The sequence below is a fragment of the Methanolobus sp. ZRKC5 genome (assembly GCF_038446525.1).
Classification (GTDB): Archaea; Halobacteriota; Methanosarcinia; order Methanosarcinales; family Methanosarcinaceae; genus Methanolobus.
Map to the genome: position 1 here is coordinate 2,388,202 of NZ_CP151792.1, position 17,508 is coordinate 2,405,709.

The 17,508-nt window shown below is 36.1% G+C and carries 25 protein-coding genes; 7 read left to right on the top strand and 18 right to left on the bottom strand.

Features of this window, described 5'->3' with window-relative positions:
* Positions 1–240 precede the first annotated feature (240 nt).
* Positions 241–852 carry a hypothetical protein gene (locus WN948_RS11795; protein WP_342304394.1) on the top strand — a complete coding sequence of 204 codons (612 nt, stop codon included), beginning with the start codon at positions 241–243 and terminating at the stop codon, positions 850–852.
* A gap of 102 nt (positions 853–954) precedes the next feature.
* Here WN948_RS11795 and WN948_RS11800 read toward each other — a convergent pair whose 3' ends face one another.
* The 9 genes from WN948_RS11800 to WN948_RS11840 all read right to left on the bottom strand — a co-directional run bounded on the left by WN948_RS11800 (position 955) and on the right by WN948_RS11840 (position 5,828).
* Entirely contained in the window at positions 955–1,497 is a 543-nt protein-coding gene (locus WN948_RS11800; protein WP_342304395.1) for a hypothetical protein, read from the bottom strand.
* A 201-nt stretch (positions 1,498–1,698) separates the two neighbouring features.
* Positions 1,699–2,082: a hypothetical protein gene (locus WN948_RS11805; protein ID WP_342304396.1), complete on the bottom strand. Its 384-nt coding sequence runs from the start codon at positions 2,080–2,082 to the stop codon at positions 1,699–1,701.
* Positions 2,079–2,528, bottom strand: a complete 450-nt coding sequence (locus WN948_RS11810) for a hypothetical protein (protein WP_342304397.1) — start codon at positions 2,526–2,528, stop codon at positions 2,079–2,081. The genes WN948_RS11805 and WN948_RS11810 overlap by 4 nt, the downstream gene beginning before the upstream one ends.
* Entirely contained in the window at positions 2,525–2,650 is a 126-nt protein-coding gene (locus WN948_RS11815) for a hypothetical protein (RefSeq protein WP_342304398.1), read from the bottom strand. Before WN948_RS11815 ends, WN948_RS11810 begins: the two co-directional genes overlap by 4 nt.
* Before the next feature lie 12 nt (positions 2,651–2,662).
* Complete coding sequence (locus WN948_RS11820; RefSeq protein WP_342304399.1) at positions 2,663–3,646, bottom strand: hypothetical protein; 984 nt, start codon at positions 3,644–3,646, stop codon at positions 2,663–2,665.
* 4 nt (positions 3,647–3,650) lie between these two features.
* The gene (locus tag WN948_RS11825) at positions 3,651–4,700 is read right to left on the bottom strand and encodes a hypothetical protein (RefSeq protein ID WP_342304400.1); all 1,050 of its coding nucleotides are present in this window, start codon (positions 4,698–4,700) and stop codon (positions 3,651–3,653) included.
* 29 nt (positions 4,701–4,729) lie between these two features.
* Positions 4,730–5,023: a hypothetical protein gene (locus WN948_RS11830; protein WP_342304401.1), complete on the bottom strand. Its 294-nt coding sequence runs from the start codon at positions 5,021–5,023 to the stop codon at positions 4,730–4,732.
* Positions 5,024–5,317: 294 nt separating this feature from the next.
* On the bottom strand, positions 5,318–5,587 hold the full coding sequence (locus tag WN948_RS11835) for a hypothetical protein (RefSeq protein WP_342304402.1): 270 nt from the start codon (positions 5,585–5,587) through the stop codon (positions 5,318–5,320).
* A complete protein-coding gene (locus WN948_RS11840; RefSeq protein WP_342304403.1) occupies positions 5,571–5,828 on the bottom strand; it encodes a hypothetical protein in 258 nt (85 codons plus the stop codon). The genes WN948_RS11835 and WN948_RS11840 overlap by 17 nt, the downstream gene beginning before the upstream one ends.
* Before the next feature lie 409 nt (positions 5,829–6,237).
* Here WN948_RS11840 and WN948_RS11845 point away from each other — a divergent pair, with 409 nt between their 5' ends.
* A complete protein-coding gene (locus WN948_RS11845; RefSeq protein ID WP_342304404.1) occupies positions 6,238–6,924 on the top strand; it encodes an HNH endonuclease in 687 nt (228 codons plus the stop codon).
* Between the two features lie 673 nt (positions 6,925–7,597).
* On the opposite strand, the gene WN948_RS11850 is transcribed toward WN948_RS11845, so the two are convergent.
* Both WN948_RS11850 and WN948_RS11855 read right to left on the bottom strand, forming a co-directional pair.
* Positions 7,598–7,834 carry a hypothetical protein gene (locus WN948_RS11850; RefSeq protein ID WP_342304405.1) on the bottom strand — a complete coding sequence of 79 codons (237 nt, stop codon included), beginning with the start codon at positions 7,832–7,834 and terminating at the stop codon, positions 7,598–7,600.
* 285 nt (positions 7,835–8,119) lie between these two features.
* Positions 8,120–8,485, bottom strand: coding sequence for a hypothetical protein (locus WN948_RS11855; protein WP_342304406.1), 366 nt, complete (start codon positions 8,483–8,485; stop codon positions 8,120–8,122).
* Between the two features lie 132 nt (positions 8,486–8,617).
* Here WN948_RS11855 and WN948_RS11860 point away from each other — a divergent pair, with 132 nt between their 5' ends.
* A complete protein-coding gene (locus tag WN948_RS11860; RefSeq protein ID WP_342304407.1) occupies positions 8,618–9,106 on the top strand; it encodes a hypothetical protein in 489 nt (162 codons plus the stop codon).
* Between the two features lie 21 nt (positions 9,107–9,127).
* Here the strand turns inward: WN948_RS11860 and WN948_RS11865 are convergent, their stop codons facing one another.
* From WN948_RS11865 to WN948_RS11890, 6 genes are all read right to left on the bottom strand, one after another.
* Positions 9,128–9,418, bottom strand: a complete 291-nt coding sequence (locus WN948_RS11865; protein ID WP_342304408.1) for a hypothetical protein — start codon at positions 9,416–9,418, stop codon at positions 9,128–9,130.
* Positions 9,419–9,499: 81 nt separating this feature from the next.
* Positions 9,500–10,939 carry a hypothetical protein gene (locus tag WN948_RS11870; protein ID WP_342304409.1) on the bottom strand — a complete coding sequence of 480 codons (1,440 nt, stop codon included), beginning with the start codon at positions 10,937–10,939 and terminating at the stop codon, positions 9,500–9,502.
* Positions 10,936–11,130 (bottom strand): hypothetical protein, encoded by a 195-nt coding sequence (locus tag WN948_RS11875; RefSeq protein ID WP_342304410.1) that lies wholly within the window; start codon positions 11,128–11,130, stop codon positions 10,936–10,938. The genes WN948_RS11870 and WN948_RS11875 overlap by 4 nt, the downstream gene beginning before the upstream one ends.
* On the bottom strand, positions 11,123–11,419 hold the full coding sequence (locus tag WN948_RS11880; RefSeq protein WP_342304411.1) for a DUF5658 family protein: 297 nt from the start codon (positions 11,417–11,419) through the stop codon (positions 11,123–11,125). Before WN948_RS11880 ends, WN948_RS11875 begins: the two co-directional genes overlap by 8 nt.
* Positions 11,419–11,574, bottom strand: coding sequence for a hypothetical protein (locus WN948_RS11885; RefSeq protein ID WP_342304412.1), 156 nt, complete (start codon positions 11,572–11,574; stop codon positions 11,419–11,421). Before WN948_RS11885 ends, WN948_RS11880 begins: the two co-directional genes overlap by 1 nt.
* On the bottom strand, positions 11,575–11,715 hold the full coding sequence (locus tag WN948_RS11890; protein WP_342304413.1) for a hypothetical protein: 141 nt from the start codon (positions 11,713–11,715) through the stop codon (positions 11,575–11,577).
* 1,384 nt (positions 11,716–13,099) lie between these two features.
* On the opposite strand from WN948_RS11890, the gene WN948_RS11895 reads away from it, so the two are divergent.
* The 3 genes from WN948_RS11895 to WN948_RS11905 all read left to right on the top strand — a co-directional run bounded on the left by WN948_RS11895 (position 13,100) and on the right by WN948_RS11905 (position 15,224).
* Complete coding sequence (locus WN948_RS11895) at positions 13,100–13,450, top strand: hypothetical protein (protein WP_342304414.1); 351 nt, start codon at positions 13,100–13,102, stop codon at positions 13,448–13,450.
* Between the two features lie 321 nt (positions 13,451–13,771).
* On the top strand, positions 13,772–14,236 hold the full coding sequence (locus WN948_RS11900; protein ID WP_342304415.1) for a GNAT family N-acetyltransferase: 465 nt from the start codon (positions 13,772–13,774) through the stop codon (positions 14,234–14,236).
* 619 nt (positions 14,237–14,855) lie between these two features.
* Complete coding sequence (locus WN948_RS11905) at positions 14,856–15,224, top strand: PAS domain S-box protein (protein ID WP_342304416.1); 369 nt, start codon at positions 14,856–14,858, stop codon at positions 15,222–15,224.
* Between the two features lie 98 nt (positions 15,225–15,322).
* Here the strand turns inward: WN948_RS11905 and WN948_RS11910 are convergent, their stop codons facing one another.
* Complete coding sequence (locus WN948_RS11910; RefSeq protein WP_342303665.1) at positions 15,323–16,267, bottom strand: IS5 family transposase; 945 nt, start codon at positions 16,265–16,267, stop codon at positions 15,323–15,325.
* Between the two features lie 279 nt (positions 16,268–16,546).
* Between WN948_RS11910 and WN948_RS11915 the strand changes: the two genes are divergently transcribed.
* Positions 16,547–17,485 (top strand): cache domain-containing protein, encoded by a 939-nt coding sequence (locus WN948_RS11915; protein WP_342304417.1) that lies wholly within the window; start codon positions 16,547–16,549, stop codon positions 17,483–17,485.
* Positions 17,486–17,508 lie beyond the last annotated feature (23 nt).

Consider the following 17,508-nt stretch of genomic DNA (forward strand, 5'->3'; position numbering starts at 1 on the left):
TATTTAACTGTATTGGTATTAGTAACGTCCCTCAATAACCTCGCAGGTGCACCAAACTTCATCTATTACAAGGGTTCTGGACTTCATCTTGTAGAGAATGATCTGGAAGTTGCGAAAATTTTAAGAAATATAATATGATATTTATATTTAGGTGAAAGTATCTCAAAAAAATATTATCCTAAAAAAAGAAAATATCATTCAAATAAAAAAGAGAATGAATTTATTTATAGAGCATTAGGATTGATTTTAGCAATTTTTGCAATAATGAGTATTGTAGGATATATACTAGAAAACTATTGGCAATATCTAATAATGATAATGTTTTTTTTAGGTGCTTTTGTAATTGGAAGACACATTTATTATAATTTTTTAATTGTCGATGTAAACAATAAAAAACCCCCTGTTTATTATGAATCTTCAAAGAATGAAGAAAATATTAAAAAGGGAGATGATTTTGAAAAATTTGTTGTTAATCTATTTCCTGAAAATAAGTTTACTATTGTGGAATGGACCACAGATAGTATGAGAAAACATAACAGGTATGTTGAAGCAGATACAAGACCTGATCTTTTAATTCGACATAATTTAAGTGGTGATGAATTCTATATTGAATGTAAATATAGGTCTTATGCATTTGAAAATAAAATTACCTGGACAAATAAAGAACAATTGAAAAGATATCAGGATTTCGACAGAGAAAGAGAAGCACCTGTTTTTGTTCTTATTGGACTGGGTGGAAGTCCAGAAAAACCAGATAATTTATATTGGATACCTCTTGAAGATGCTAAATATACTGAGCTTTATATCAGTTATATGAAAAAATTCCAGAAAAGCAGAGAATATTTTAATTAAAATTGTACTCTAATTTTTAATTCAGTTTTGGGTAGTTACCTGCCGCCGCCATCAGGCGGGCGGTTTGTCGCTTGCCATGATGTCGGTGCGGCAGACGGTAAATTAAGTTAATGGGTCAAGTTCTTCAGATGTATCATAGAGGTTCAAAACCTGCGAGACATCAAAGTAATAAGATTTAGGCATGAAATTATAGAAACCCCATTTATCTTTTGTAATTGATTGAACTTCTAACATGAGGGGTTTTCCTGTTTCATCTTTTTGAAAGACTTCGGGGATTAAGATAGCTTGCATTCTGTCACGGAAACGAGAGTCTAAGAGGTCCATGGACTGCATGTTAAGATATGCGTTCATGTCACGTTTTGCAAGTTTTGAGAGGATTACAGAGCCTTTCATGTTGGTTTTTGTACCAAATGCCCGGGAATCGAAAGTATACCATGCTTCGTCCATGACAAAGGTACCGGACTGCATAGAATCCATTTGTTGAATAGATGTTATGCGAGTATGTGGGAATTCAAGATGATAGTTTGAATAGATCGGTATACCTTGAAGATGATCCCGGTAGGCAATAGCAGTCATTAAGGCGGTTTTGCCTGCTGAATACTCACCAATTATTGAGAATCTACCGGTTTTGATACGTCCTGACATTGTTTTATCTCCTTGAGAGATTCTATTGAAATTGAAAATGATAGAAATACCACTATGGAATAAACAACGATCCTATAGGGATCAGGAGTAATTGATAGATATGAATAACTAAAATCAATCACTGCTACCCCGATAAAACCAAAAGCAAAAGCAAGACCTGCAATTGCTTTAGTTAGGTTTTCTTTATGATTTTGCACGGTATCATTTCCCGATTAAACCTTTAACACTTTCAGTAAAGGACCTACCTTGAACAGAGGGATTCAGGGATAAAGTTCCCTGGAAGATATCCCTTATGTCATGCCTGCCGTGTGCATTCTTTGATACGTTTAACTTGATATAATCACGGACAAAATCAAGAATAAAATCACATGTATCAGGAAGGAACATTTTTTTGACAAGAAGAACTTTTGCAAGCTCATCTATTTGAGAATTATTCAGGTTTGAAACTGCGAGCCAGGCATCAGGATCATCCGGGAAGAGTTTTTCTATACTTTCCCTTATGATAATTGCATGGTCATCTACAGGAACCTCTTTTTCCTGCATGTCATGAAGCAGGATATCAGAAAAGGGAACGTTTGAGCTCATAGCATCATCCCTATTAAGAAGAGTGTTGAAACGATGAAAGCAGTAATGGCTATACCAAGTATGAAACCTATGACTGCGAGGGTCATGTTTGGACGGACAACACGATCAAAAAGACCAGCTTTGAGGATACCTTCAACCTGTTCGCCGGATAAATAATCCTGTCCTGATTGGTCAGGCCTTAGAGCAGATGCACGATTATATGATGAAAATATAACTTTTTGTTTTGCCGCTGGGTCAAAATAGGTACCTTTCCTATTAAGGTAAACTGTTTTTGCTATTGCCGGAACTTCAACGCAATCCAAGGAAGCTGAAAACTCACCGTTGTATTTTCGCAGGTTGTTGGAAACATCAAGATACCAGACAGTAACCCGATTATCCTTATCAGCTCTTCTGGCTGAAAAGAGATCCTTAAAGAAATGAGATAGACCTGAAAAACTATAATTCATTCTATCAATCCCTTTATTTTCATGGATGCTTCCATTTTGTCTTTAGCCTGCTTTACAGTCCGACCATGGACGGACATTATTTTATCATGATCTAATCTTAGTTCCATTTTGACACGTTCCATTAGTTCACCTCTTCATAGTGGTAATATTGCATTTGCAAGTGAAATAATTAAATTAATTAAGAATTTAAAAATCTGAATTGGAAGAAGGAATGAATAATACATTCCTTTGAAATAGCCTTCAATCATTCCAAAAGTACCTCTATTAGATTGAAGAATGCCATAGAATAGGCCTACAACATTGGCCAGGATGAAATATGACCATGTGGAAAATAGCATGAATGTAAGCAAGAATGATAGAATATCCCACATGAAAACAACATATGTAAGAGCATTATAAAGGACCATATCAGGGTCCATAAAGCTAATTCTATTATAGAGCCACTGAATCCAACCTGGAAGCTCTTCCCCTTCCTGAGTAAGTTCATCATCTACTACTTTTACAACACAGTATGAAGATGCATTGTTATTAATTTCTGTTAAATCAAAAGTAACCGCAGTAAGCGGAGACATAGTAAGATTTACAGAAGCACCTGTTGTATATTGATTTAAAAAGCTCCGATCAATACGCGATACTTGAAGTTCATTAGGTGTTACGGTAAATCGAGCATAATTGGTATGTAAAGAACTATATGTTTTTGAAACAAGAACATTTGAATTATTATCCTTTATTTCATATGTCATAGAGTCAGTAAAGAAAAAAAGCCAGGACGGATTTTCTTCAAAATCAACAGAAAAAATTAAATCACGCTGACCTTCAGTATACCAAAAAGTAACAGGAAGTTCAAACGAACTATTTGACTTAAAATGAAAATCAAGATACTCATAAACATCATCTGATGAAGTCAAAAAAGTATCATAGTTTGAGTTTGGAATATAATTCTCATCTGAATCTAAAGGAGAAAACCCATAAACAAGACCTGTAGGTTTATAATCAGTCACATCTGCACAGATACCATAATAATCATGGCCTGCGGTATCTTCAAAGGTTAATGTTTCAGCAGATGCAGGGAGCAATAACAAAGCTATTGCAAGTAGAACTAATAGAATTTGTTTCATTTACTCACCTGCGAGATCCTAAAGCAACCATGAAAAAGACCATGAACATTAGGATCCACATGAGAGGACCTAACGTAAGTGACAATTGTTTTGCATCGTCCTGGGTAAATTCCCCATCTCCATCTAAATCTAATAACAGGGGATTGTCTGAAGATGAATCAGACGAATCATTTACGGGTGATGTATAATTAGCATAAAAATACCCACCATATAAACCATCTGATGTATACGTTACCATATTATCGGCATCTTCAGCATAGATTACACCGTTCGATAGCAGAACAATACCAGCTGACCGACTGGATAAAGTATCAATTGTAGAGGATGACCACGAATTGGAATAATTAAGACGCATTAGGTCTTTTTCCATAGTATAATAGACATCCCCGTTTGACGCAACGGCTATTCCAAGTGTTTGCATAGGAGTACTGGTAGATGAAGAAGTATATTTTGTAGATGAGGATCCATCCGAGAATAAACGAATATATTTTGGAGTTGTTGCGGTATATGGATAAGAATCATCGTAAATTATGCCGTCTGGATGCATCCCCACTGTATAAATTGCATAGTTGCCAGATATTCTTTCAAATAACAACGACTTTGAATAATAAGGTGCAGCCAATAGGAACACCTGACCATCAGAGCCTGCCATGTTGTTCACACAAACATAGAGATTATCTGAAGAATCGGGCTTAATTTCAGTAACTTGTGTGTCTGCTAATGTTGTAAGTTTGCCAGAGGGAGTCGGGTCATTTTGCAAAGAATATAAATCAATCGGACTTGAAATCGACTTATGCCAGATTACACCTGTATTATCATCAAATACAATAGTACCGTCTGACAACATGCAGGCAGCATTAACAGTTCCATTATAAATTAGTAAGGTACTGGACTCTTCCTCGACATAATAAACCTTCACTTCTGTACCTGTATATTCATCTGAAGCACCACCTATTAAAAAATTCACACCGTCATAATCGGATACAAATGTAATAGACGATAATCCAAAACCAGATGCAGGAATCGATGTTGCACTTGTCAGAGAAATAGACATCAAAAGCAATGCAATAAATAATATTTGTTTTATAATCTCACACCCTTACGATAGATCAGCACAAGACCAATGACAATAAGAGAGACAAGCATTAACGCAAAGACAACAGGAATATAAGCCATAGTCCAGCGAGCACCCTCTATAGGATCAGTAATTAAAGAAACTGTATTTGGTTTCACAAAAATCTGATAGTTTAAACCAGACTCAAGTAGAAGTGTTTCTGTTGTGTTGAAATCGCCTATGTAAGTTCCATTTGCATCATAAACAGTATAGACATAGGAGTCAAGAGGGTCCGTAAAGGTAACAGAACCCGCAGAAACCACAGGGGAACAACAAACTAAGAGCAAAGCAAATAATGATATTAACCTCATACGGACACCTCAAGATTTTAATTTCATTTACGTGAATAGAGAGAATTAAAGCGACCAAATGAAGACCATTTACTATTTTTCTGACTCTTGCGTTTCACTTTAGAACGCAAAGCAGAAGAAAAAGAAACAGGCTTCCCACTAGGCTTAGAAGCTTTCTTAGGTCGCAAAACACGATACTTTACTAGACTAGATTTAGCCATATTTTACACCTCGAAAAAGAAAGAAAAAGAGTGAATGAATCCACCCTTATCTGAACCTCATACCCTGAAGGATATTATCAAACAGGCCAGTAACGAACCTAATTACAGCCATACCAATTATGACACCAGCTATTGAGATAATAAGAGCCAGTATGTAAGGCATGAGAGTTGCAGCATCCTGAATTATAGGACCCACGTCTGCAATTGAACTGTTTGTTTCTGCGGCTGCTGTGGAGACTGTTGATACAACTGCTGCACCTGCAGCAACTACTTTAGTTTTGTACTCATTGAATTTTGATTTAAGTTCCTGATACATGTGAAACACCACCCTTTAGAGAGGAAAGGATGTCAGGGATCTTCAAGCCAAGAAGCTCAAGATCATCGGCAAAAATCGAGAAGTTCTCATATTCATCTTTGAACTTATTGTATTTGGACAACTGAGCCCACCTGACAGTAGAACCGTCATCTTTTTTCTTTTCAGAAACAGCTACACTTATTCCAGGAAGGCGCACTCTATCGCCTACCTGACGAATCCCATAGTTATTGAAGTCTGACATAGTTATCAATGGGAAGTCTGAAAAAGAGATATTTAAACATTTCAAATTTTTATAAATTTATGCATAAGTTTAAGAATAAAATTATGTATAAAAAGTAGCTCTGAAAATAAGACAGACTGAATTATTGCATAAATCAGCCTTTTAGTAAATGGCTGATGTGTCAATACAACACTGTGCCGCATTCACACTGGGTGAAGAGATTACTTGCAATATTACCTACGAAAACGAGCATACAGCACGCTGGTTGCTGCGCTTCGCTTGCTATTCCGCTATGCGAAAAACCAGCCGTGCGAATTGCTCGCCTTCTGGTGTTTTGGGATTGCCTCTATTGGGGGAAGGGGTATACTATGCATACTGTAGGTTTTCGAGGAACCCCACTTAGTAACAATAAACTTTTTTAGTAAAATTTATGTATTCCAATGGACTCTTAAAAGTTATGGTACGGGTAAATTGGACTAATGATGAACAAATAATTGCATTGTATTACTATTTAAAAGGTGCAAAGGCAGATAAAAATGATAAGCTGGTAAATGAAATATATCATTTGTTGCCAAATGGACATTCTTTGAATTCAGTAGCCCTTAAAGTTGGAAACTTTAGGTATCTGGACCCTTCTAACGAAGGTGGTTTAAAAAATGTAACTAAATCTGATATTGAAACGTGGGACAAATACTTTAATAATTTTGTTGAACTTGAAAAGAAGGCAAAGGAGATTATTGCAACACTAAAAAAGCAAATGTACACTGATCTACCCAACCCCATAGAAGCCGAAGCTATGTTATTACCTGAGGGTTCCAAAACAACCATTTCAGTAAATGTTTATGAAAGAAATCCAAAAGCAAGAAAAGCCTGCATTGATCACTATGGTACAAAATGCCATATCTGTGGTTTTGACTTCGAGAAAGTATACGGATTAATCGGTGACGGGTTTATTGAAGTTCATCATAAAGTTCCGGTTTCTGAAATAGGTGAATCCTACCAGGTAAATCCAATTGAGGATTTGATTCCTGTTTGTTCTAATTGTCATTCAATGTTACATCGAAAAAAAGATAGGACAATGGAAGTGAATGAACTTAAGCAGATCTTAAATCAATAAGATTTTGCAATATTATTTTTATTTTAATTACCATAAACCTCAATTTCCAGTGGATTTGTTCAACTTGAATATCTAGCTAAAAATCGCATTGCATGACAGCCGTGGCACACACGCCTTAATCGTGTACCTAAGGGAACATAGGAAAAAAGCCACGGGCGCCGCGAAGCGGCGCAAATGCTGGGTAGGTTGGGTTTTTTAATTGAAGTACTGTTTTTTAGAAACGCCATCGGCTATTTTCAGAAAAGAAAAAAGAGAAGAAAATAACAGTACCACAATATAGAAAGATTGGAGTAGAAATAATGGAGTAAATAAGATTTATTTTCTTCCGATTAGTCAAACTAATAGGAAATTTATTTCCGCACCTGCAACTGATGTGAGTAAAACCGAGATAGTATAAAAGGAAAATGGCGTTTTTTGAGTGTGTCGTTGGAAGTTGCAAAAGTGTTACTGAATAATACTTTTATACCAGAAGCCGGTTTACTTTCCATACAAGTGTTCTTGAACGACTACCAATAAAATGATATAGTTTACAATTATACAAAGCTGTTAAGTGGTGCTCATGGATTTAAAAAAACTAGTAGCAGTTGGACTACTATTATTAGTAGTAGTTGGGATATTATTAACGGCAGTAGTTGTATTTGTTGGATACGCTTATTTCGGTGAAGTTTCTATATCAAGCAGTACAGAGAGCGCTACCATCCAGAATATATCTGAAAATTTTTCTTTCATGTTGTTCAGGAGCGGGTACTCTTTTTTCAAGTAATGATCCCCTTTCTCCCATATTCATGCTGTTTTTTCCCTTTGATGGGTACGGATTTAAAAAGAATGTATACGCCCAGGATGCTGAAAAAACATTTATAGCAGCTACTAAAAACCACTTTTTACCATCTTTCAAGCTTGTAGCAGCCATTTGCACTGCACTCAAACTATCAGTCAGATATTTTTAAAAGTATATTGGACTAATCCTTCATAGTGTCCTTTATTATGGGTTATCTTCATCCTTGTTACCTTTACTTGGCAGTTTAGGATAACTTATAATCAATAAAAACTTTTAGATATCTATGGACTTAAGCAACAAAGCACTGAAAAAAGTAGCTATCAATTTAATTATATTATTAGCGGCATTTATTTTTATAAATATATTCTGTTTAGCTATAAAACATGCATTATATGGATAACTTCCTTTACTTGGCAATTACGGAATAGTAACTCCACAGGCAATACAATGTAAAATCATTATCAAGAAAATTATAAACGAGATGATTACAATTTGAAAATAATCCCATTTAGGTAATCGGAAGGAAGTAAAAACAGAAACTAATTGCTGCAATCGAGGACTAAGCCATGGCCAGAAAACTAGCAAATAAAGAAGTGCGATCAAGCCAAGAAAACCAATAAGCGAGAAGTAAAAAACAGCTCCATCATCATACATAGTTAACGAATCATTAAAATATCTATATGATGAAGTAACCAAGAAATTACCAATCAAACTAAATAATGCACCTATAGCTATTCCAGCCAAAGCCAAACGTACTTCTTTTTTTGAATCAGAGTTATCCACGTTTCCCATCCAGTGCACTTATGACAGATTCTTATAAATCACTTCCTTTATTTGGCGGTTTAGGATAATGTCAACTGTTAAAAAAACCGCGAGAGTATTTATGTTGACAAATTCTACTTCTGTTGATTCAATATGAATAATACTGATCTTACACTATGGACCCAGATAATTTTAGCATCATCAACAATGGTTTTAGTTGGTATAACTGCATATTATGCAGTGACAACAAATAGAATATTAAAAGAATCAAAGAGAGACAGAAAAGTTTCTTTAATTAAAAACCAGCTTTATGAGTTTTATTACCCTTTAAAATATTTACTGGAATATATGTTTTTCAATGTACCAGAAAAAGGAAAAAATAAGAGAGAGTTGCGAAGAGCCGAACCTATAAACAACAGGTTTCTGATGGGTAACAATCCAATATTCACTACGGTTGTGAAAAATCGAGGACATGCATTGCATACTGAAACACAAAATAGTCTCGATGAAGTTTTAGAAATAATACATAAAAACGAGTCCACTAGGGACGAAGATCATCACAAGCATTACGATAAACTATATGAGTGTGTCAATGAAGATATTAAAAAATTAAAGAATGAACTTGAAAAGGAAATGAATTAAAAACTTCCTTTATTATGGGGTTTAGGCAGTTACACCAGACTGAACAAATTCAGATAATGATAGTTGTTTAGGCACTGGTTGATCTGCCTTATATATAGTTTCCATCTTGAGAGGATATTTTTTAAAATAAGCTGCTGCTCTCGAATTAGCTTTTAATTCATTTCCGATTAGCAGAGCACCATAAACATTAGTGTATCTCTCAAGAACTGAACAAAAACTAGGAATTGGGATCCCATCAAGAGTATGAGCACATCCAGCCGATCTTAAAAAATATCTGACTTCTTCCTCATCCTGACGAGATCTCTTAACCACGTTTCACACTTCCTTTATTATGGGTTCTTGGAAACCCTAAGTTTGTTCATAAATCTATTCAAATCCCATAGCTTACGCTCTTCAAACAACACGACTATACCTCACAGTATTATGATTAGATCTTACAGCAATCTTACGAGTAATGCCAAGGTCTTTAAGTTCCTTTGCAAGTCTTTTAGACTGCTGATAAGTATCAACAACCAAGGGTTCAAGATCAGGATAACGTTTGGGTTTGATAGGTTTCAGGTTCTTATTACGTTCCTTAAAAGGACGAATGACACCAGAATCTACAAAAACATTACCAAATATCTTTTTGAAACCTAGATTTAATGATGAACATAGATTTATAAGAGGGTCTTTAACGGACTCCCATACACGTTTTGTTTTGAAAAATACTTTAGTACAGTGCTCCCGGACAGTATCGAGGATTCCCTCAGTTCGCCAGTAATTGATATAACGCCAGAGGGAACGCTCCGGGATTTCTGTTTGTTCCTGGATGTCGCGGAAGTCTGCGCATCCTTCAGATTGAAGGGCAATAAATGCGAGGGCTTTGATAGCCTGCATATTCTTACCAAAGTCGATGTTCTCATCTTGAGAAGATTGATTATTGTAGTCCCATTTAGGGAGATCATAACGATATTCAAAGACCTTTTCAGAATCAAAGTAATTATCTGATACATATTCGATTGGAGATACGAACTTAAGAAGAGAAAATAAGAGCCGGTCAAGGTCTTTTTTTAGTGATAGAAATTCTGAAATAGAAGGGTTTTGACTTGTAGCTGATTTAAGGAAGACTTCGAGTTTAGGATGTCTTAGAGGGTCCTCAGGACGACGATCAAGGAAATTGAGAATACGGTAGGATTTGACGCTGTGGTGATATTCTGTTTTAATATTGGCTGCTGAAAAATCAGGATCATCCAGTTTATACATGTCGTATTTACCGGATGTTAAATTTTTAACGAGTTTAGAATCACCACGCATGGACGATTCGTTTTCTATTGCCTGAAGGACACCTACCATATCATGCTCATGTCGTTCATGATAACGGACATGGCGAGCCATTTGATAGATACGAGAACGTGAGCGGTCTATCATGTGTTGGAAGCGTGAAGCTCCTAAGAAATCCATGAGTTCAAAGATGATATCAAAGTGTTCGTCAAGGTCAATATAAGAGGACTGGATATGAATCTGAGCACCCACAGAAGGAAGATTAAGAATCTTTCCTGTTTTTGTTTTAGTACCCGGACCAAACAACGGTTTAATAGTGTAATTGCATTTACTTGCACCATCTTTAGCTTTCCACTGAATATAATATTCGAATGCTAATTTTTTAGTTTTGGGATTGATTAACCCACCGGGTTTAGAGAATAATTTGAAATTGCGCTCGCCTATTTTGATATAGTGATTATAGCTATCAGTAACGTTGTTAGAGTAGTAACTAACCATTGTATAATAGAAGTCCAGGTCTGTTATATGGAAGAAACAGCCGAACTCATGAGTAATGGGTTCAGCGAATTTCATCCTTGATCTATAACCGGACGAACTATACCGTATGAGCCGGAATCATCATAGCCAAGCTCGAAACGGACACAATCTACTTTGAGATTACCTTCAAGGTCACGCAGACCAAGGGCAAAGGCAAGTTCAGAGGGAATAGTGACCCAAAGGCCACTACCGTTATTATCCCGAAGGCGATATTTTGCTTTAGCCATGAAGGACCACCGCCGTATTACTTACTGTTGCAAGAAGGCCAATGAAGGACACTGCATAACGGGTAATATTCCAGTATGGACGCTCAGCAATTTTATAGACCTTGTATAGAAGGAACATGAAGCCGAGCTTTAGGGGAATGAGTGAAAGGATACCATAAGAATTGAATAAGTAAGATAGCACTGGATTTCCTTCGTAGAATAGGCCGGTTTGCAGTGCGTAGATAGTGGTGATGGTGTCCCCTATGATAAAAAGGAGAACAGGGAGTTTGATGTCTTTTAGAAATGACATTAAGCAGACACCCCCGTTTTAAGATTAGATTGGAAATATGGAATAACTATTCTATTTCCAGAGGATGTTTTGAAGATGCCAGGAGCAACACAGCAAACAATCTCTTCTTTAGTTGTGGAATCCTGTCCGAAAGGACGAAGGAAAAGACGGGACATTTAAAGGACTCCTGCAAGATGTTGTATAGTCCTTGCTACACGTTTATCCCAATCAGAACCAAACTTTGCATCGTTGTCGATGAGTTCTTTTTCTGAATCGTAAATTATGCCTGCTACCTTACGGGAACAATCTGCAATCAAGAGAGCACCCCCACGGCAGAAAATACACTATGGTTACATTGTAACCTTTGGCCGTGGGGAGAGCTTGCGCTATGGAGTTTATGATCTATACTAAAAACAGTTTCACTTCTTGTATTTTCTTTCATCTTTTATGCACCTTCCTCATTTATTACCCGGTAACTACCCGGATAAGTTCGGTAACTAATCGAACAACAATTAATTGATAAAGTAACTATATATATAAGTTTCTAATTAACTATTAATTAGGCTGTGGTCCTCAAGCCTAACTAACTTGAAACTGCCTTTCATCAGGCAGATGCACCACCACAGCCTAACTCGCTTATTGAGCCTACAGGTAAAATAAGTTAAGCAAGCAAAGTGAAAGTAATAAAAAGAGTTAGATAGATATGTATGGGCTCTCCAGGGGCTTACTTCTTTTTCGGGTACAAAACTCTTTAATTCTTATCTTACAATTTTTTCAGCTATATATTGTAAAATATCCATTACCATGCAGAGCTCATCAGCCTCACGGTTTTAATCTTCAGATAAGATCCACGTAGCTGCCCCAATAAGATCCATATCAGAACCATTAACTAAGAATTTGTCTTCAGAAACACGTTCAACGAGATAAGATCCAAAAAAGTGCTTCTCACCAAATGGAAGTTTGTTCAATTCGCTTATTACTTTATCCATAAAAGTAATATGTATCAAACTTTATAAATATTTGTTCGCCATTTGTACGACAATTACCCTTTATTTTAGCTGGAACGATCTATACTAAAAACAATCCATAAACTCGTATTCCTAAAATAGGTCATGCCTTCAATATCACATTGTTTAACAAACTTTTTGATTAACTGAATATTAGTATCACATCTTTTTCATCAAGCCCAGAAATATTTTTTTGAGATTGTGATTGTAAAGTCCATAGTGCATAATTGATTTATGGGCTTATAGCCTTTAGACAAAAATACTTCAAGAGGCTTACTTTTTTCAATATTGGATATAGCAGAAACTTTGAAATACTGTTTAAGATTGTGATATTATCAAAGACAAAACCAAGACTTTAAAGCCTGTTATTTGTACGAGATGTAAGACCATGAATAATCCTACGTGTGCTTATTGTTATTCTTGTGAAATGACTCTGACCATTGAAGCATCTAAGGATATTGAAAAGAGAAGATCGGATATCTCTATGGATTGAGGGAGCTTGTTGAGAATAATCTGGAATTTGCTAAGGTGTTAAGGAGTGTGATCGGTTTCAAAGATAATCACAGAAGCTCTCAAAGCTTAGATTATGGCCAATTGGTTTCATTATGATTCGAGCTTTTAGCTTCATATAGAAGCCATATGAAAAGAACTAAGTACACCTATTGCAAAATTTGTATACGTAAAGGTTATTGATATGAACGAAACAAAAAATTTTAGTGATATGGAAAAATCATGGAAGAACGTGTTAGAACAACTAAGTCCAGAAGGCAGTGATTTTCTTACGGTTGGCATAAAACCCAGGAAGAATGACAAGTACTTCAATGCTAGAGTTGAAGAACAGCAAATCGTTGTAGACGTTGCCAAGATGCACGAGAAATCATCAGATATTAAGGCAGAGAAACATATCGATTTCAATCAATTCAAATGCGTTGCGAGCAAGTATAACAAATACATATCTGGTGTTAAGGGTATCAGACCACAGATGGTAGATGAATGCGGTCAGAACACTTCGTACCTGATATCACTGATTCATCATCTGTTGTGATATCCAGTTACTTTTTCTTTGCACATTTTGGGCAGGTTTTGTACCACATGAACCATTTCATTATTTCAAATACCTGTTAATCTGCATGTTTTTCAAAATCCTCGCACCACTTTTGCATATCCCTGTACCTTTCTGTCAAGCCTTTTCATCATCCCGCCAAGATTAATTGGCATATAGAATAATGTGCGAACTCTGTCCTTGGTAAATTTCGTGCATATCCATTCTTAATCAAATACTACTTCTGCCCTTATCGCACATCCATCACAATTTACAGATAGAAAGACATACAAACAAACAAAAACACTCATGGAGACCGATGAAATGAATATTCGAAAAATAAGAGAAGAGGATGTAACTAAGATCGAGAAATTTATATCGTTGTGTAAGCCGCTTGATCAGCATTCGACTTTTACTTATTGGGTGCTTGCCAGGTACTTTGATAACACATGTTTTGTTGTAGAAGAAAATAATGAGATTGTGGGATATGTATCAGGAGTAAAGAGTAGTTCAAAACCAGATGTATTCTATATATGGCAAATTGGGATTTCACCAGAGCATAGGAAAAAGAGACTTTCATCACAACTTATTAAAACCGTGGTTGAAGCTGCTGTCAGCTTAGGCAGCAGGTCGATACAGGTGTCAATTGACCCGGAAAACAATTCAAGTTTTGGTGCTTTTTTGAGATTCGCAGGAGATAGCGGGTTGCAAATAAACAAAATTGATGAACTTGAGTTATTTGATCAGGCAAATAAGAAAGACATCCATGAATATATTTATGAAATGTAACTATTCAGCCTACCACAATTAGCCTATTGATACTGATTTAATCAAAACGGAGATGTTTGCTCACTAACAACCTAAGAATCAAAAAAGCAATCAATGGCAACAATCAAAATTAATGATCCTAATAAAATGTAGGTCTCAACTTTTTGTCAAGATTGCTATTGATAGTGTTTTTATCAGGCTGAATAGTTACTATGAAATTAAGATTGAAGATTTGATCGATTCATAATTTTCATGGCTGGAGAAGTCACGGCAGTTCTACCGAGAACCAGCAACCAGCCAGCCAGAGATAATTACCTTTCATCTCATTCGTTAAATACATTTTTGATAAAAATTTGAATAGATAATCTGAAAAATCAGTTTGTATCTGCTTAAAGTAGTAAATAAATGCAAATGATTATTAATTAAAGAATGGTAGTTGTATTTGGAATAAAGAAAATATAATTAATGTTGTGCTTTACAATATGAGTAACTGTTAATCAGTTGAACCACATTATAAAATATGCCTGTCTGAGAAATGGTCACAAACAATGATGGTGCAGTTTACATTCGATTTAATGCCTTAAATAAAAAAATGATCATGCTATAGAACTGATGAACACTAGCCATGAAAGGGGCAATTATGAAAAATGATGAATGCAAACCGACATGTGAAGAAATGAGCAGCAACCCTTCCGGATACAGGGCATTGTTTGAAAATAATCATGCGGCTATGTTGCTGATAGATCCTGTCAGTCTGGACATTGTAGATGCAAATAACGCCGCATGTGACTTTTATGGATGGTCCCGTGAAGAGATTACCTGCAGAAGAATATTCGACATCAGTACTCTGCCTGGACAGGAAGTTATAGCTGAGATCGAAAAAGCAAAAAATGATAATCAGGCTCACTTTTTATCTGAGCACCAGATTGCAGATGGTTCTACACGTAACGTCGATGTTTATACCAACCCCTTAATAATTAAAGAGGATTTCGATATTCCCTCATTTTAGATCATTAAAGTATTCAAACTCAATTATATCCTCTCATTTTTTATCATTTTGTTTATTTCTCTTCATTAATCCTTATTTTTAGTATAGCTCCCGCTATCCTAAATTACTCCTTTGGTTTTTAGTGTCCTCAATTGATGCAGATTAAAACAAAAAGCTGTCATCAACATTTTTGCATTCACTCTTTCTACAGTTGTAACAAGAACCTTTCTGGTTTTAAATATTTCTTTTGTCACTGCATACACTCTTTCGCAAGGGACTCTTTTCACACTTATTCTTTCATTTCTGAGGATATCCATTATTCCTAAAGGATGTCCTCTTACAGCTCGTTGCATTGTTGCTGCAAAACCTTTTGCTATTGCTCCAAAATATCCTTTATCTCTATACACCACTTCACCCTTTTCAGACAGATCAACCTGTGAATCGTGAAGTGATGCAGTTGTTGTCTCAAATCTTCTGATTAGTTCATAATCCTTATCAATAATTGTATGAAGTTTGTATCCAAAGTGAGATTTACCATTTTTCTTAGTCCAGGTTCCATCTTTGCTTCTTCTTGTTTTCGCATCTTTTCCTCTGAGTACATCTGCTTTTGCATGTCCTGGATCTGAGTGAATAAAAGTTGCATCCTGGATCATTCCTTTTTTAATCTTCAAACCAAGAGCATCAAGCTGATTCTGCATTTCATCCCACACCGCTTTTTCTTTACCATTGTCGATAATTCTCTTCCTGAATGACCAGACAGTTGTACTGTCTGGTACATATTCAGGAAATCCCAGGAATTTCCTAAAGGATATCCTGTCAATACACTGCTTTTCAAGCTCAGCATCAGAAAGACCATGCCATTGTTGCAGAACAAGCATCTTGAACATTACAATAACATCAGCTTCAGGCCGTCCGCCTGAAGCTGTTCTGTTTATGTACATTGACTCCAGAATAGGGCGAAAAGGCTTCCAATCTACTAAATATTCAATTTCAGCAAGCTTATCTCCGACAGATTGGAGACGCTTATATTCTTCATTTAAGGCAAAATCAGTAAAAGAATCCATAATAGTAAATTTGCTTTGCTATTATTTATATTTTATTAAATTGTATGGGTATTGATGGTAGTTTATCGAAATCCTCATCTATATGAATTAAGTTGCTTTGAGGGTCAAGGTTATTTGCAAAAATGAAAAAGGTACAGTTAAGACGTTTCGAATGTAATTATCTCATCTCTTTTAAATAATTGGCAAGTTAAATATAGCATTAAACAATTAGTATAGTTTGTAATTTATAATTAAGATTATTAATTTCATGTTTGTATCTAATTTAGCAGGTGTTATATTGTGAATGGTTTTAAGAAAGTACTTTGTATTCTTTTGATAGCTGCACTGTTGGTGGTGGCTGCTGGCTGTGTCCAGTTTGATGACACATCCACAGATGATGATCATAGTGAACAGGTCGATGAAACATTAGATCAAATAATTGAAGACGATCAGAACGAACTATTATCCCAGAAAGAGAACAGGATGTCACTGGTCAATTCTGCTATTGAGTTAATAGATGAAAAAGGAGAGCTGGCATTTGATGATTTCAGGGAAAAGGACAGCCCGTGGTATCACAATGATTCTTACATCACCGTCTGGAATACTGAAGGAATACGTATTGTGTTCCCTCCAAAAGTAAGCGGTGAGGGGGAAAGTGTGCTCGATCTTGAAGATTATAATGGTGAGCCTTTAGGCAGAATGTTCATTGACACTGCTTTAAGCGAAGAAGGAGAGGGATGGGTAAATTACTACTGGCCAAGACCAGGCGAGACTACCCCTTCCAAGAAGTCCGCATTTGTCAAGAGGACTTCTATCGGTAACCAGACATACCTCGTGCATTCCGGTCTTTATGTAGATGACTATGTTTACAGCAACATCCTTGAAGATGGAAGCGATGAACATTTCGTGCGCTTTGGAGATGTTTCTCTTGGTAATGTTCTCCATCCGGCAATGGTTGACAGGGACCTGGATGTGGATTACAGTATTGCTCATGTAATGATAAAACCGGGCGGTTCCATTGAGCTTCACCTGATGAAGAATCCTGAGGTATATTATGTTCTTGCAGGTGAAGGTATGCTCTATATAGAAGATGTACCGTTTGAGCTAAGTGAAGGGCAACTTGTCCTCATACCTGCAAACTCAAAGCAGCATACGGAAAACACCGGGGATGTTGATCTTGAGTTCTTAGCTATAGACCAGCCTGCATGGGCAGCGGAGAATGAGGTAATATTTGAGTGATTTTTCACTCTACTTTTTTAGTG